Origin of the sequence: Bradyrhizobium sp. 2TAF36, from assembly GCF_052114925.1 — a bacterium.
Taxonomy (GTDB): Bacteria; Pseudomonadota; Alphaproteobacteria; order Rhizobiales; family Xanthobacteraceae; genus Bradyrhizobium; species Bradyrhizobium barranii.
On sequence record NZ_JBFRFR010000033.1, the window covers coordinates 1 to 15484 of the forward strand.

At 65.7% G+C, this 15484-nt stretch carries 13 protein-coding genes; 6 read left to right on the top strand and 7 right to left on the bottom strand.

What is annotated here, in order from left to right:
• Window positions 1-315: 315 nt before the first annotated feature.
• From AB4Z51_RS20145 to AB4Z51_RS20170, 6 genes are all read right to left on the bottom strand, one after another.
• Entirely contained in the window at window positions 316-1548 is a 1233-nt protein-coding gene (locus AB4Z51_RS20145) for a Zn-dependent hydrolase (RefSeq protein WP_063981931.1), read from the bottom strand.
• The gene (locus AB4Z51_RS20150) at window positions 1541-2326 is read right to left on the bottom strand and encodes an ABC transporter ATP-binding protein (protein WP_063981932.1); all 786 of its coding nucleotides are present in this window, start codon (window positions 2324-2326) and stop codon (window positions 1541-1543) included. The genes AB4Z51_RS20145 and AB4Z51_RS20150 overlap by 8 nt, the downstream gene beginning before the upstream one ends.
• Window positions 2323-3096: an ABC transporter permease gene (locus AB4Z51_RS20155; RefSeq protein WP_028156759.1), complete on the bottom strand. Its 774-nt coding sequence runs from the start codon at window positions 3094-3096 to the stop codon at window positions 2323-2325. Before AB4Z51_RS20155 ends, AB4Z51_RS20150 begins: the two co-directional genes overlap by 4 nt.
• A gap of 71 nt (window positions 3097-3167) precedes the next feature.
• A complete protein-coding gene (locus AB4Z51_RS20160) occupies window positions 3168-4112 on the bottom strand; it encodes an ABC transporter substrate-binding protein (protein ID WP_135216088.1) in 945 nt (314 codons plus the stop codon).
• A 105-nt stretch (window positions 4113-4217) separates the two neighbouring features.
• The gene (gene hutC / locus AB4Z51_RS20165) at window positions 4218-4946 is read right to left on the bottom strand and encodes a histidine utilization repressor (protein WP_014493578.1); all 729 of its coding nucleotides are present in this window, start codon (window positions 4944-4946) and stop codon (window positions 4218-4220) included.
• Window positions 4943-6301 (bottom strand): formimidoylglutamate deiminase, encoded by a 1359-nt coding sequence (locus AB4Z51_RS20170; RefSeq protein WP_441497819.1) that lies wholly within the window; start codon window positions 6299-6301, stop codon window positions 4943-4945. The genes hutC and AB4Z51_RS20170 overlap by 4 nt, the downstream gene beginning before the upstream one ends.
• An 82-nt stretch (window positions 6302-6383) precedes the next feature.
• On the opposite strand from AB4Z51_RS20170, the gene hutI reads away from it, so the two are divergent.
• From hutI to hutU, 3 genes are read left to right on the top strand one after another with little or no spacing between them, the layout of a single operon-like run.
• The gene (gene hutI, locus AB4Z51_RS20175) at window positions 6384-7598 is read left to right on the top strand and encodes an imidazolonepropionase (RefSeq protein ID WP_135216086.1); all 1215 of its coding nucleotides are present in this window, start codon (window positions 6384-6386) and stop codon (window positions 7596-7598) included.
• The gene (gene hutH, locus AB4Z51_RS20180; protein WP_135216085.1) at window positions 7595-9154 is read left to right on the top strand and encodes a histidine ammonia-lyase; all 1560 of its coding nucleotides are present in this window, start codon (window positions 7595-7597) and stop codon (window positions 9152-9154) included. The genes hutI and hutH overlap by 4 nt, the downstream gene beginning before the upstream one ends.
• 13 nt (window positions 9155-9167) lie before the next feature.
• Window positions 9168-10838, top strand: coding sequence for a urocanate hydratase (gene hutU, locus AB4Z51_RS20185; RefSeq protein WP_135216084.1), 1671 nt, complete (start codon window positions 9168-9170; stop codon window positions 10836-10838).
• Here the strand turns inward: hutU and AB4Z51_RS20190 are convergent, their stop codons facing one another.
• Window positions 10839-11459, bottom strand: a complete 621-nt coding sequence (locus AB4Z51_RS20190) for a TetR/AcrR family transcriptional regulator (RefSeq protein WP_167768217.1) — start codon at window positions 11457-11459, stop codon at window positions 10839-10841.
• Between the two features lie 257 nt (window positions 11460-11716).
• Between AB4Z51_RS20190 and AB4Z51_RS20195 the strand changes: the two genes are divergently transcribed.
• Genes AB4Z51_RS20195 through AB4Z51_RS20205 form a run of 3 tightly spaced genes read left to right on the top strand, consistent with a single transcriptional unit; the run spans window position 11717 to window position 15470 of the window.
• A complete protein-coding gene (locus AB4Z51_RS20195; RefSeq protein WP_135216082.1) occupies window positions 11717-12577 on the top strand; it encodes an FAD binding domain-containing protein in 861 nt (286 codons plus the stop codon).
• A complete protein-coding gene (locus AB4Z51_RS20200) occupies window positions 12574-13098 on the top strand; it encodes a (2Fe-2S)-binding protein (RefSeq protein ID WP_135216081.1) in 525 nt (174 codons plus the stop codon). The genes AB4Z51_RS20195 and AB4Z51_RS20200 overlap by 4 nt, the downstream gene beginning before the upstream one ends.
• A complete protein-coding gene (locus AB4Z51_RS20205; RefSeq protein WP_441497820.1) occupies window positions 13095-15470 on the top strand; it encodes a xanthine dehydrogenase family protein molybdopterin-binding subunit in 2376 nt (791 codons plus the stop codon). Before AB4Z51_RS20200 ends, AB4Z51_RS20205 begins: the two co-directional genes overlap by 4 nt.
• Window positions 15471-15484 lie beyond the last annotated feature (14 nt).

Here is a 15484-nt window from a genome sequence, read left to right on the forward strand (position 1 = left end):
GGCACCACCTGTATGCTGCTGTGCGGTTTCCTTGCGCTACCTTTCGCGCAGCGGACCGCGGGTGCGAGGTCAGCACCCGGCCTTCCCTGCGCCCTCTTGGCTTCGAGGGTGGAACGACGAAGCAAAGCTCGGGCGAGATGCGCCGCGAGAGCGCGAAGGTGTGTCTGCAACACGCGCTGTCATCGCCCGCGAAGGCGGACGACCCCAGCATTCCAGAGGCGGGTGTGGTTGAACGCTGCGCTTCGGCTATGCCGTGCCGATCACGAAGGGCAAGTACGACATCGTCCAGGAGTTCAGATGCGGCGGCACGTCGTTCTAACCACCGAGGAGCCGCCGGCAGGCGTCGACGAAGACCTGCGCGCCCGTGACGATGTCGGCGTCGGCGGTGTTCTCGGTCCAGTGGTGGCTGATGCCGCCGATCGACGGCACGAACAGCATGCCTGCGGGCATGACGGTCGCAAGCAACTGCGCGTCGTGGCCGGCGCCGCTGGGCATGCGGACGGACCGTCCACCGGCCAGGGCCTTGCTCGCGGCCTCGATTGCGTCCTGAATGCCGGGATTCATCATGGCGGGAGCACCGGTGCGCAGCTTCTCCACGGTGACGGCGCAAGGGCCCTTCGCGCTGGCCTCGTCAGCCATGGTCCGCAGCAATTGCTCCAGCCGCGAGATCACAGCCGGATCGTCGTCGCGGATCTGGAACAGCAATTCGGCCTTGCCCGGAATGATGCTCGGCGCGCCGGGATCGAGCGTCATGCGGCCGGTGGTCCAGACCGTGCGCGGGCCACAGGCGCCCGGGAACCGCTCGTCGATCGCGACGCAGAACTTGGCCAGCGCGAGGCCGGCGTCTTTCCGCGCCGCCATGCGGGTGGTGCCGGCATGGTTCTGCTCGCCGACGAAATTGATCTGGTACTGCCAGATGCCGACGATGGAGGTCACCACGCCGATCGAAAGCTTGCCGCTTTCGAGCGTGTCGCCCTGCTCGATATGCGCCTCCAGATATCCGACGTGGCGTCCCGGCTCGGCAGCGACGCGTGCGCGGCCCGAGAGCCCCATGTCGGCGAGTGCGTCGCGCATGGTGCGGCCGCTGGTGCGGTCGCGGGCGGCATCGATGTCGGCCTCGGTCACCTGTCCGACATAGGAGCGGGAGCCGAGGAAATGCCCAAAGTGTCCTTCCTCGTCGCACCAGGCGGCAACTTCGACCGCACCCTTCACGGACGGGTCGGCATTGAGCACGCGGGCCGCTTCGAGCGCATAGACGACGCCGAGAGGGCCATCGAGCCAGCCGGCGTAGTTCTGGCTCTCCAGGTGCGAGCCCGCCAGCAGCTTCGGCCCCTGCTTCGCGCTGCTGCCGAACACATTGCCGATGCCGTCGATCGCGGCGGTAAGGCCGGCGTCGGGCAGCTTCTGCACCAGCCAGTCGAGCGACTTCTTGTGCGGCTCGGAGAAGGTCGGCTTGTGCACGCCGGTCTTGTAGACGCCGATGGCACGGAGCGCATTGAGATCGGCGAGAACGCGTTGCCCATCGGCACGCGGCTTGGTGTCAGGCATGTTCGGCAACCTTCAGCGCCTCGGTGCGGATCTCCTCGACCAGCCGTTCCTTCAGCTGGACGAATTCGGGCGTGGTCTTGATCTTGTAGGAGCGCGGATGCGGCAGGTCCACATTGATCTCGGCCTTGATGCGGCCGGGGCGCGCGCTCATCACGATGACGCGGCTGCCGAGGAAGATGGCTTCCTCGATGTCGTGGGTGACGAACAGCACGGTCTTCTGGTCGCGCTCCCAGATCCCGAGCAGCATTTCCTGCATCAAGGCGCGGGTCTGGTTGTCGAGCGCGCCGAAGGGCTCGTCGAGCAGCAGGATCTTTGGATCGTTGGCGAGCGCGCGGGCGATCGCGGTGCGCTGCTGCATGCCGCCGGAGAGCTGCTTCGGCCAGTGGTTCTCGAAGCCGGACAGCCCGACCTGGCGGATGAAGGCATCGGCGATCTTGTTGCGCTCCGCCTCGGGCACGCCGCGCTCGCGCAGGCCGAAGGCGATGTTCTCGCGCACGCTCAGCCAGGGAAACAGCGTGTAGGACTGGAACACCATGCCGCGATCGGCGCCGGGGCCGGTCACCTCGCGCCCGTCGAGCGTGACGCGCCCGCTGGTCGGCCGGTCGAGACCGGCGACGATGCGAAGCAGCGTGGACTTGCCGCAGCCGGAGGGGCCGAGGATGGTGACGAAGTCGTTGTTGCCGATCGTGAGGTCAGTCGGCTCCAGCGCCCTGGTCGGCGCATTGCCGTGGCGCGCGGGGAAGGTTCGGGAGACCTGTTCGATCTTCAGCGTGGTCATGCGAGCCTCCACGGAAACAGCCAGGCGTTGAACGCCTTGAACATGAAGTCCGAGAGGAGACCGATCAGTCCGATCACGATGATGCCGAAGATGATCTGGCCGGTGTTGAGCAGCGCCTGGCTGTCGGTGATCATGTGGCCGATGCCCGAGGACGAACCGATCAGCTCGGCGACGATGACGTAGGTCCAGGCCCAGCCCAGCACCAGCCGCAGGATTTCCGCGATCTCGGGCGCGGAGGAGGGCAGCAGCACGCGCCGGATGATGCCGCGGTCGCTGGCCCCCAGCGTATAGGCCGCCTCGACCAGATCGCGCCGCGTGGTGCCCACGGTTACGGCGATCATCAGGATGATCTGGAACACCGAGCCGATGAAGATGACGAGCAGCTTTTGCAATTCGCCGATGCCGGCCCACAGGATCAAAAGCGGGATAAAGGCCGAGGCAGGCAAATAGCGAGCAAAGGAGACGAACGGTTCGAGGAACGCTTCAACCGGCTTGTAGGCGCCCATCAGCACGCCGAGCGGAACCGCGATGATCGCAGCGAGCGCGAAGCCGCCGACGACGCGCCAGATCGTCATGCCGATGTCGAACAGGAAGCCTTGCTTGGCGAGCAGGTCATAGCCTTCCTGCATCATGGTCAGCGGGTTGGCGAGAAAGGTCTTCGACACATGGCCGCCGAGCGTTGCCCACGACCAGAGGGCGACGAACAGCACGAAGAACGCGAGGCCGTAAGCCACGCGCTGCTTCGATGTCACGGGATCCAGGGGACGCATCAACGATCTATCCGGGCGGTGAACGAGTTTCCGGCCCCGCCGCGAGACGGGGCCGGCAGCTCCTCAAGGGTTTACTTGATGTAGCTCGCGTCGAAGAGGTCCTCGACCTTCGGCGCGGCCTTGATGATGCCGATCTCGAGCAGGAGGTCGGCGGCGTCCTTGTTGAAGGTCAGGAAATCGCCGGCAAAGAACTTCTGGTTCGCGGCCTTGTCCTGCCAGCGCAGATATTTTGCCGAATTGCCGAACGCCTCGCCGGTCTGCTTCACGTCGGCACCCATGATCTCATAGGCCTTGGCCTGGTCCTTGGCGATCATGTCGAGCGCCTCGAAATAGCTGTCGGCGAGCGCCTTGGCAGCCTTCGGGTTCTCGGTGAGGAACTTCGGCGTGCAGCCAAAGGTGTCCATGACCATCGGATAGTCGAGCGTGGTCGCGATGATCTTGCCCTTGTCGGGCGCGGCCCGAACCGTCGACAGATACGGCTCGTAGGTCATTGCGGCGTCGTTCTGGCCGGCGACGAAGGCCTGCGCGGCCGCAGCCGGCTCGAGGTTCACGACGGTGACGTCCTTCACCGAGAGCCCGTTCTTCTTCAGCATCCAGGCCAGCGCGAAATAGGGCGAGGTGCCGGGCGCGGAAGCCGCGACGGTCTTGCCCTTGAGGTCCTTGATCGATGCGAGATCGTTGCGCACGGCCATGCCGTCGGCGCCGTAGCTCTTGTCGAGCTGGAAGATCTGCTTGGTCGCAACGCCATTGGCGTTCCACGAGATCCAGGTCTCGACGGTCGTGGCCGCGCACTGGACGTCGCCGGAGGCGATCGCGAGGTGGCGGTCCTTCTGCGGGATCTTCTTGATCGTCACGTCAAGACCATTTTTCTTGAAGATCCCAGCCTCCTTCGCCAGCGTGAGCGGCGCGAAGCCGGTCCATCCGGAGATGCCAATGCCGACCTTGACGTCGTCGGCGAGCACGGGAGTGGTGGCCGCGAGGGCAATGATTGTCGCAAAAATTGTCGAACTACGCATGATTGTCGTCCTCTTGCCGATCGATGGATTGACGTCCCTGTTGATCATTCGGTCCTGATGGACCGTTGCCCGAAGCGTTGCACGATTTGTGCCGACATCGTTCTCTCAGCCTCCCTTGAATCGGGCGACAAGGCGGTGAGAGTCACCGGGATAGAGCAGGCGCACTGCGGTGATGGTGCGCGCGCTGCGCCAGGTATAGCGGTCGATCACGAGGCAAGGCGCGCCGACGGCGATGTCGAGCGCCTCCGCCGTGCGATCGTCCGCAACGATGGCGCTGATCGTATGCTCGGCTTCCGTCCATGGGACATGATGAAGCAGCCACGAGCCGGGCGGCTCGCGCGAGAAATCCGCGGTCGCTGCATCCGGTACGGAGGACAGATCGATCAGTCGGTCCTCGACGGCAAACGGCACCTTGTCGGCGCTGTGCCGGCAGGTGATCGCAACCACTTTTCCGGCCTTCTTGACGCCAAGACGCTCGCGGTCGGCGGCGGTCGCCGCGCGCAGCTTGCGCCCRATCAGCTCGTAGCCGTAGCCGCGGCCAAGCGCGGTGATCTCGGCGCGAATGTCTGCGATTTTCAGCACCGCGGACAGATGCTGTGGCCGGCGTACGAAGGAGCCGGCGCGCCGCCGCCGTTCGATCAGATCTGCTTGCGCGAGCTCCGACAGCGCCTTGTTCACCGTCATGCGCGAGCAGCCGTAACGTGCGACCAATTCGTGCTCGAACGGGATACGATGCCCGGGCGGCCACTCGCCGGTCAGGATGCGCTTCTCGATATCGGCGCGGATGCGCTTGTAGAGCGTCGGCTGGTCGGCGGCATCGGTGGCCAGGCTCATGCGACGAGCCTCCGCACTGCCGCGTTGAAGCGTTCGCGCGCGGTCTGTCGCAGTCTGTGTCGTCCGCCTTCGACGACCTTGTGGCCGCCGGCCCAGACGCAATCGATCGCGCCGGTCCCTCCGGCAAAAATCCAACCGTCGATGGCGGCGTCGCGCAAACGTCCCGCGAGCGATGGATGTGCGGTGTCGAGCGTGACGATGTCGGCGCGTGCGCCGGGCCCGAGGCCAACCGTCGCTTGTGCCAGCGCGCGCGCACCGCCCGCGAGCGCATGATCGAACAGCGTACGTCCCGTCGAGCGGCCTGCACCGCCGGAGAGCACGTTGCGCTCGCGATGCTTCAGACGCTGGCCATATTCGAGCTGGCGCAGTTCGTCGGCTGCGCCGACCAGCACGTTGGAGTCGGTGCCCACACCGAACGCACCGCCGGCATCGACGAATTCGCGCGCCGGAAAGATGCCGTCGCCGAGACTGGCCTCGGTGATGGGGCAGAGACCCGCCACCGCGCCAGTCCTGGCGAATGCGGTCACTTCCGCATCCGTCGTGTGGGTCGCGTGGATGAGACACCAGCGTTGATCGACCGGCGCGTGCTCCAGCAGCCATTGCACCGGCCGTCGTCCCGACCAGGCGAGGCAATCCTCGACTTCCTTCACCTGTTCGGCGGCATGGATATGCACCGGCCCGCCATCCGCGAGCGGAATGATCGCCGCGAGTTCGTCCGGCGTCACCGCGCGCAGGCTGTGCGGTGCGATGCCGATATTGGCGCCCGGCAATCTGCTGATCGCCTTGCGTGACGCTGCCATCAGCGCGGCGAACTGATCGACCGAGCAGATGAAGCGGCGTTGTCCGGCATGCGGTGCGGCGCCACCGAAGGAGCCGTGCGCATAAAAACTCGGCAGCAGCGTCAGCGCAATGCCGGAAGCTTCGGCGGCCTGTGCAATGCGGGCAGCCATCTCCGCGAGGTCGGCATAAGGAGAGCCGTCGCGATTGTGGTGGAGGTAGTGGAATTCGCCGACGCGGGTAAAGCCCTGTTCGAGCATCTCGACATACAGCAGCGTCGCAACGGCGGCGACGTCGTGCGGCGTCATCGCCAGCGCAAAACGATACATCGTGTCGCGCCAGGTCCAGAACGTATCGGTGCTATCGCCGCGCAGTTCGGCCAGCCCCGCCATGCCGCGCTGGAATGCGTGGCTGTGCAGGCTCGCCAACCCCGGAAGCGCAATTCCATGACGCTCGTCGCCGGCGGCCGGCGCTACGCCCGGCGTCACCTCGGCGATCGCGCCGGCGGTGATCACCATCTGCACGTCATTGGCCCAGCCCGAAGGCAGGAGCGCGGAGGCGAAATGCAGTCGGGTCATGATTACACGCCGGCTGGACAGAACCGCCCCACGATTATATGTCTAGACATATAAGTCAAGCATCCCACGAAGGGACCATTGCATGGCAGAGCGCTTCGACCGGATCTGGCACAACGCCCGGCTCGCCACGATGCGGGCCGACCGTCCCGATCTCGGCGAGATCGAGCATGGCGTGATCGCCGCGCGCGGCGGCCATATCGTTTATGCGGGTGCAGCGGCGGATTTTCCTGTTGACGCCGACGCGATCAAGCGGATCGATTGCGAGGGGCGTTGGATCACGCCCGGCCTCGTCGACTGCCATACCCATCTCGTCTACGGCGGCAACCGCGCGCATGAATTCGAGCTGCGCCTGAAAGGCGCAAGCTACGAGGAAATCGCGCGCGCCGGCGGCGGCATTGTCTCGACAGTCGCCGCGACACGCAAGGCGAGCGAGGCCGAGCTCGTTGCGAGCGCGATGCCGCGGCTCGATGCGCTGATCGGCGAGGGCGTCACCACCATCGAGATCAAGTCCGGTTACGGCCTCGATATCGATACCGAGATGCGACAGCTCTCAGCGGCGCGCATCCTCGGCCGTCAGCGGCCGGTTGCGATCCGCACATCCTTGCTCGGGGCGCATGCGCTGCCCGTGGAGGCCGGCGGTGACAAGGATCGCTATATCGATCTCGTGTGTCATGAGATGCTGCCGGCGGTCGCAAAGGCCGGTCTTGCCGATGCCGTCGATGCCTTCATGGAAGGTATCGCGTTCTCGGCCGAGCAGACCGCGCGGGTGTTCGAGACGGCGAGGGGGCTTGGGCTGCCGGTCAAGCTCCATGCCGACCAGCTGTCGAACCTCGGCGGCGCAGCACTTGCCGCAAAATTCTCGGCGCTCTCCGCCGATCATCTCGAGCACACCGACGAGGCCGGCGCCGCCGCAATGGCGAAGGCCGGAACTGTCGCCGTGCTGCTGCCCGGCGCCTTCTATTTCATCCGCGAGACGCAGAAACCGCCGATCGAAGCGTTCCGCAGGCACGGCGTCCACATGGCGCTCGCGACCGACTGCAATCCCGGCAGCTCGCCGCTGACATCGCTGCTGCTCACGATGAACATGGGCGCGACGCTGTTCCGGATGACGGTGGCCGAATGCCTCGCTGGTGTCACCCGTGAAGGCGCGCGTGCGCTCGGCGTGCTCAATGAGACCGGCACGCTGGAAGCAGGGAAGTGGTGCGATCTCGCGATCTGGGACATCGAGCGGCCCGCCGAGCTCGTCTACCGCATCGGCTTCAATCCGCTGCATCGCCGGGTGTGGAGGGGACAGTGACGGAACAGGGCGCAGCGATCGTCGTCAAGCCGGGAACGGTCAGCCTCGACGATCTCGCGCGCGTGCTCAAGGGACAATCCGTCGTACTCGACCCGTCATTCTGGCCGCGCGTCGAGGCGGCGGCGGAGATCGTCGCAAAGGCAGCACACGCCGCCGCGCCGGTCTACGGCATCAATACCGGTTTTGGAAAACTGGCCTCGAAGCGCATTCCGCCCGACCAGACCGCGCTGCTCCAGCGCAATCTCATCGTCTCGCATTGCTGCGGCGTCGGCCCGGCCACGCCGGAGCCGATCGTACGGTTGATGATGGCGCTGAAGATCGTCTCGCTCGGCCGCGGTGCCTCCGGCGTGCGTCGCGAGGTGATCGAGCAGTTGCAGGCCATGCTGGCGCAGGACGTCTATCCGCTGGTGCCGCAGCAAGGCTCGGTCGGCGCCTCCGGCGATCTTGCGCCGCTCGCACACATGACGGCGGTGATGATCGGCGAGGGGCAGGCGATCGTCGATGGCAAGACTGTCTCCGGCCGTGAGGCACTCGCCGTCGCCGGTCTCGCGCCGCTGACGCTGGGTCCCAAGGAGGGACTCGCGCTGATCAATGGCACGCAGTTCTCGACCGCCTACGCTATCTCCGGCGTGCTGCGCGCGTTTCGCCTGGCTCGCGCCGCGCTTGTCACCGGCGCGCTGTCAGTCGATGCCGCAATGGCCTCGACGGCGCCGTTCCGCCTCGAGATTCAGGCGTTGCGCGGTCACGCCGGACAGATCGCTGCCGCCGCGACGTTGACCGCGTTGCTCGACGGCAGCGATATCAGATTGTCGCATCTCGAGGGTGACGAGCGCGTGCAGGATCCCTATTGCCTGCGGTGCCAGCCGCAGGTCGCGGGCGCTGCGCTCGACCTGATCACGCAGGCCGCGCGCACGCTGATCGTCGAAGCCAATGCCGTCACCGACAATCCGCTCGTCCTGGTCGAGACCGGCGAGATCGTCTCCGGCGGCAATTTCCACGCCGAGCCGGTCGCCTTTGCCGCCGATACGATCGCGCTGGGGCTGTCGGAAATCGGTGCGATCAGCGAGCGGCGTATCGCGACGCTGGTCGATCCCGCGCTCAATTTCGGTCTGCCGCCGTTCCTGACGCCGGACCCCGGCATCAATTCCGGCTTCATGATCGCCGAGGTCACGGCTGCCGCACTCTACGCCGAGAACAAGCAGCGTGCGGCTGCCTGCTCGATCGACTCGACACCGACCAGCGCCAACCAGGAAGACCATGTTTCGATGGCCGCGCACGCCGCGCGTCGCCTCTCGGATATGGCCGACAATCTCGCCGCCATCCTCGGCATCGAGCTCCTGGTCGCCGCACAAGGCATCACGCTGCGCGCGCCGCATGCGACCAGCGCCCCACTCGTTGCCGTCATCGCTGCGCTTCGCGAGCATGTGCCCGCGCTCGGCGCCGACCGCTACATGGCCGGCGATCTCGCCAGGGCGGCTGCGCTGATCGAAGCCGATGTGCTACCGGCCGTGGCGATCGCGGCGCTTCCAACCGATCCGTTCCCGAGACTTGACTAAAGAGGTGCTCCGCATGAACCGCCGACTGGACAATGACCGCACCATCCGCGCCCCCCGCGGCAGCGACATCAGCGCCAAGAGCTGGCTGACGGAAGCGCCGCTGCGCATGCTGATGAACAATCTCGATCCTGATGTCGCGGAGCGTCCGAGCGAGCTCGTCGTCTATGGCGGCATTGGCCGCGCCGCGCGCGACTGGGAGAGCTTTGACCGCATCACGGCGGCCTTGCGCAAGCTCGAGAATGACGAGACGCTGCTGGTCCAGTCCGGCAAGCCGGTCGGCGTCTTCCGTACCCATGCCGATGCCCCGCGCGTCCTGATTGCGAACTCCAACATCGTGCCGCATTGGGCGACGCTCGATCATTTCAACGAGCTCGATCGCAAGGGCCTGATGATGTACGGCCAGATGACCGCAGGCTCCTGGATCTATATCGGCAGCCAGGGCATCGTGCAGGGCACCTACGAGACCTTCGTCGAGGTCGGCCGGCGCCACTATGGCGGCAGCCTCGCGGGAAGATGGATTCTCACCGCCGGCCTCGGCGGCATGGGCGGCGCGCAACCGCTGGCCGCGACCATGGCGGGCGCCTCGATGCTCGCGGTCGAATGCCAGCCGAGCCGCATCGAGATGCGATTGCGCACCGGCTATCTCGATCGGCAGGCCGCGACGCTCGACGAGGCGCTGGCGATCATGGAAGAGGCGGCGAGGACCAGGAAGGCAATATCGGTCGGTATGCTCGGCAATGCCGCGGAGATTTTCCCCGAGCTGGTGCGCCGCGGCGTCAAGCCCGACATCGTCACCGACCAGACCAGCGCGCATGATCCGATCAACGGCTACTTGCCAAAGGGCTGGACGCTCGCCGATTGGGAAACCAAGCGCGCCGCCGATCCGAAGGCGGTGGAGCGTGCGTCGAAGACGTCGATGGTCGAGCACGTCCAGGCCATGCTGGATTTCCATGCGCAGGGCATTCCGACGCTCGACTACGGCAACAACATCCGCCAGATGGCACAGGACATGGGCCTGAAGAACGCCTTCGATTTCCCGGGCTTCGTGCCCGCCTATATCCGCCCTCTTTTCTGCCGCGGCGTCGGGCCGTTCCGCTGGGCTGCGCTGTCGGGCGATCCCGAGGACATCTTCAAGACCGACGCCAAGGTCAAGGAGCTGATGCCTGACGACAAGCATCTGCACAACTGGCTCGACATGGCCAAGGAGCGCATCAAGTTCCAGGGCCTGCCGGCGCGGATCTGCTGGGTCGGCCTCGGCGATCGAGATCGCCTGGGCCTAGCCTTCAACGAGATGGTGGCACGTGGCGAATTGAAGGCGCCGATTGTGATCGGCCGCGATCATCTCGACAGCGGCTCGGTGGCGAGCCCCAACCGCGAGACCGAGGCGATGAAGGACGGATCGGATGCGGTGTCCGACTGGCCTTTGCTCAACGCGCTGCTCAATTGCGCCAGCGGCGCGACCTGGGTCTCGCTGCACCATGGCGGCGGCGTCGGCATCGGCTATTCGCAGCATGCCGGCATGGTGATCGTCGCCGACGGCACGCCGGAAGCGGCCAAGCGGATCGAGCGCGTGCTCTGGAACGATCCCGCCAGCGGCGTGATGCGCCATGCAGACGCGGGCTATGAGACCGCGATTGACTGCGCCCGCGACAAGGGCCTCGATCTGCCAAGCCTTGCGAAGTAACTAGCCGCTCACCAGCAGCTTCGGCATTGTCATCTTCGCGCCGTCCATGAAAGTCTGGACGGCGTCGCGGACGATCGCGTCGAGATCGGGCGGGATCGGCGTCTCGTAGATGAACTTGCGGATGGCGAGATAGAAGATGCGGCCGTGCAGGCCCCAGAACAGCTCGGTCTCGCGTTCGCTGAGCGGATGGGATTTCGCGTCGGGCAGCTTCAGATCGTGGCGCAGCTCGGCCGCCGCGGGCTCGATGATCTCGCGGCGGACAATGTCGAGATAACGGCCGGTGATGCCGAACGACTTCATGCCGGAGAAGACGAAGATCCGCACCCAATTGTACTCGAACACGCGCTCGACATAATCGAGGTAGAAGCGCGTCAGCCGCGCCTCCAGCGACAGCGAGCGGTCGCGGATCATCGCCCCCCAGTCGGGCGACCAGCGGCTGAGATAGACCTCCTGGTAGACCCGCTCGATCAGCGCCTCCTTGCTCGGGAAGTGGCGATAGATCGCCGAATGCGTGATGCCCATGCGTTTGGCGAGTTCGCGGGTCTGGCCCTCGAAGCCATGCTCGGCGAAGAAGCGGATCGCCTCGTCCACGATCGCACGCTCGCGGTCGGCCGCACGCATGTTGCGGCGCTTTGGCGCGGACTTGCTGCCTGTGTCCGTCCGCTTCCGGACCGGTCGTTTCGCTGGCTTCTGCGCTTTTCGGGCCATTTCGTCGCTGTTTAGCAATCTCCGGCTGCCTTCTTAGCCTAAAGGTGCATTTGTGACCAAATGGTCATTTCCTGTTGACCGGTCTTTGAGGGCGTGTCAGGATTTTGAGACCAGATGGTTACAAATCTGGCATCCCGGCTGATGAGCCGACGGATCTCGAGGAAACGGCGGTGAAGGCGAGGGCTTTCAGCTATTTTCGTGCTGCGACGATCGACCAGGCGCTGGATGCTCATGCCCGCGCCGGCGATGACGCGCGCTTCATTGCCGGGGGCCAGAGCCTCGTGCCGGCGTTGTCGCTGCGGCTGCAAGCGCCACGGTTGCTGATCGACATCACCCACATCGAAGAGCTGCGCGGCGTCAGGCGCGAAGGCGGTTACTTGCGCATCGGCGCGCTGACGCGCCATTGCGAGATGCTGAGCGAGCCGCTGATCGCCGAATTCGCGCCGCTGCTGCATGCTGCTGCGCCTTTTGTCGCCCATCCCGCGATCCGTAACCGCGGCACCATTGGCGGCAGCGTCGCGCTCGCCGATCCTGCCTCCGAATTCCCGGCGATGACCCTGGCGCTCGATGCCGAGATCGAGATCGCCGGCCCTTCCGGCAGCCGGCGTGTGAAAGCCGACGACTTCTTCGTCGAACTGTTCGAGACCGCATTGCGGCCCGGTGAGCTGATCACCGCGATCTACGTTCCGTTGTTCAAGGCCGATCAGCGTTTTGCGTTCGACGAGCTGGCGCGCCGGCGCGGGGACTATGCTCTGGTCGGGTGCGGCATGCTTGCGACTTTCACAGCCGAACGCATCGACGACATCCGCATTTCCTTCTTCTCGGTCGGCAATACACCGACGCGGGTGAAGGGCGCTGAGGCAACCCTGATCGGCTCGAACCTGGATCCCGAACGTATCGCCGCCGCACAAGCGGCGCTCGAAAGCGATCTCGCGCCGCCCGACAGCGACGAGGTGCCGCCGGCGATGCGGCTGCATCTCGCCCGCGTGCTGCTCGGCCGCCTGCTCGGACGTCTGGGTGAGGGCGCATGAGCGGTTTTGACGAAACCATTTTGGACGACCCCGACGAGACCGTGCAGGTCCGCTTCGTCGTCAATGGCCGCAAGGTCGCCTGCGAGGTGGCGCCGCGCGAGACGCTGGTCGATTGCCTGCGCAACGCGCTCGAACTGACCGGCACGCATGCGGGCTGCGAGATGGGGGCCTGCGGCGCCTGCCTGGTGCAGCTCGACGGCCGCGCTGTGCACTCCTGCCTGATCTTTGCAGTGCAGGCCGATGGCGCCAAGATCAATACCATCGAAGGTCTTACCGAGAGCGGCGTGATCGCCGATCTCCAGGCCGAATTCCATCGCCGCAACGCGCTGCAATGCGGCTTCTGCACGCCGGGCATGCTGGTCAATGCGCACGAGTTGCTCTCGCAGATCGCGCTGCCCAGCCGCGACGAAATTCGCGATGCGCTGTCGGGCAATTACTGCCGCTGCACCGGCTATGAGGCGATCGTGGACGCCATCGACGCGGTGGCGAAAGCGCGCAATGAAAATGGAGGCGCGACATGAGCGCGCCGCTGACCTCGCTCGACCGCCCGAATTCCTATATCGGCCGCTCCGTGCCGCGCCCGAACGCCAAGCGGCTGCTCGCCGGCCGCGGTCGCTATGTCAGCGACCTTCGCCTGCCGCGCATGCTCCACGCCGCCTTCCTGCGCAGTCCGCATGCGCATGCGAAGATCGTCGCCATCAACACCGACGAGGCCCGCGCGCTCGAAGGGGTGCATCTCGTTGCCACCGGCGAGGACCTCGCAAAGATCTGCACGCCCTGGACCGGCACGCTCGACCACTTCAAGGGCATGGCGTCGGCTCCGCAATTGCCATTGCCGCTCGACCGCGTGGTCTGGGCCGGGCAGGCCGTGGTGGCCGTCGTCGCCGAGAGCCGCGCGATTGCGGAAGATGCGCTGGAGCTGATCGAGATCGATTACGAGGACCTCCCTGTCGTCGTCGATATCGACAGTGCACGAGAGGCTGGTGGCCCGCTGATCAATCCCGGCAGTGTCAATAACACCTGTTTCCGGGCCCATCTCGACAATGGCGCCGTTGACGACGCCTTTGCGCATGCCGCGCATGTGGTGGAAGAAGAGTTCTCCTTCGGCCGCCACACCGCGGTGACGCTGGAGCCGCGCGCCATCGTTGCGGACTACGATCCCGCCGCCGGCGCACTCACCGTGCATCACGCGACGCAGACGCCTTACCAGTTCCAGGATCTCTATTCGCGCCACTACGGCATCCCCGAGGCCCGCGTCCGCGTCATCGCGACCGACATCGGCGGCTCCTTCGGGATGAAGCTGCATGTCTATCACGAGGACATGGCGGTGGTCGGCCTGTCGATCCTGCTCGGCCGTCCCGTCAAATACGTCGCCGACCGCATCGAGTCCTTCGTCTCCGACATCCACGCCCGCGATCATCGCGTCCGGGCCCGCATGGCGCTCGATCCCAACGGCGAGATCCTGGCGATGGACGTGCTGGACCTGACCGCGATCGGGGCGTTCTCGACCTATCCGCGCACCAGCGTGGTCGAGGGCAACCAGGTGATCCGCCTGATCGGCGCGCCCTATCGCTTCAAGAACTATCGCGCCACACTGGAGGTGATCTTCCAGAACAAGGTGCAGACTAGCCAGTATCGCGCCGTCGGTCATCCCATCGCCTGTGCCGTCACCGAGCGGCTGGTGGACATGGCGGCGGCCAAGGTTGGCCTCGATCCCTTCGCCATCCGCGCGCAGAACGTCATCGCTGACGATGCCTATCCGCAGACCTCGCCGACCGGCTATCGCTTCGAGGCGCTGTCGCATCAGGCCTGCCTGAAGCGCCTGCACGAGATGATGGGTTATGAGGGGTTGCGCGCCGAGCAGGCCGACTTGCGCAAGCGCGGCGTCTATCGCGGCATCGGCATTGCGGCCTTCGTCGAGATCACCAATCCCAGCCCGGCCTTCTACGGCGTCGGCGGCGCGCGCATCTCGTCGCAGGACGGCGCGATCCTCAGCCTGACGCCGTCGGGCGAGGTCCGCTGCCTGATCTCGGTCACCGAGCAGGGGCAGGGCACCGAGGCGATCATTAGCCAGATCGTGGCCGATCAGCTCGGCCTTGCGCAGGAACACGTCAAGGTCATCACAGGAGATACCGAGGTGACGCCGCATGGCGGCGCCACCTGGGCCTGCCGTGGCGCCGGCATCGGCGGCGAGACCGCGCTGCAGGCCACGCGCGTGCTCAAGCGCAATATTCTGGAGATTGCCGCGCTCATTCTTCAGGAGCAGCCCTCGGCACTCGACATCATCGATGGCGAGGTCGTCGACGCCGTGACCCGGAACAAGCGGTTGCCTATCTCCGAGATCGCGCGGATCGCCTATTTCCGCTCCGACACCTTGCCGCCCGGCACACAGGCGCAGCTCACCGTCAGTCATCACTTTGCTCCGCAGGGCTATCCGTTCGCCTTCACCAACGGCATCCAGGGCTGTTCGCTGGAGGTCGATGTCGAGACCGGCTTCGTCAAAGTGCTGAAGCACTTCATCGTCGAGGATTGCGGCCGCGTCATCAATCCGATGCTGGTGGACGAGCAGCTTCGCGGCGGCATCGTGCAGGGGCTGGGTGCGGCGCTGTTCGAGGAATGCCGCTACAGCGAGACTGGTCAGCTCATGAACGGCTCGCTCGCCGACTACCTCGTTCCGATGCCGATGGAGATGCCAGACATCGTCATCGGCCATGTCGAGACGCCGACCGCCGACACCGTGCTCGGAGCCAAGGGAGTTGGCGAGGCCGGCACGGCGGCGGCATCCGCCTGCGTTCTCAACGCCGTCAACGACGCGCTCGCGCCGTTCGGCGCGACGATCAATTCGATCCCGATCACGCCCATAAAAGTCCTGAAAGCCCTGAAACGCTTCTAAAAAAAAGTCAGTTG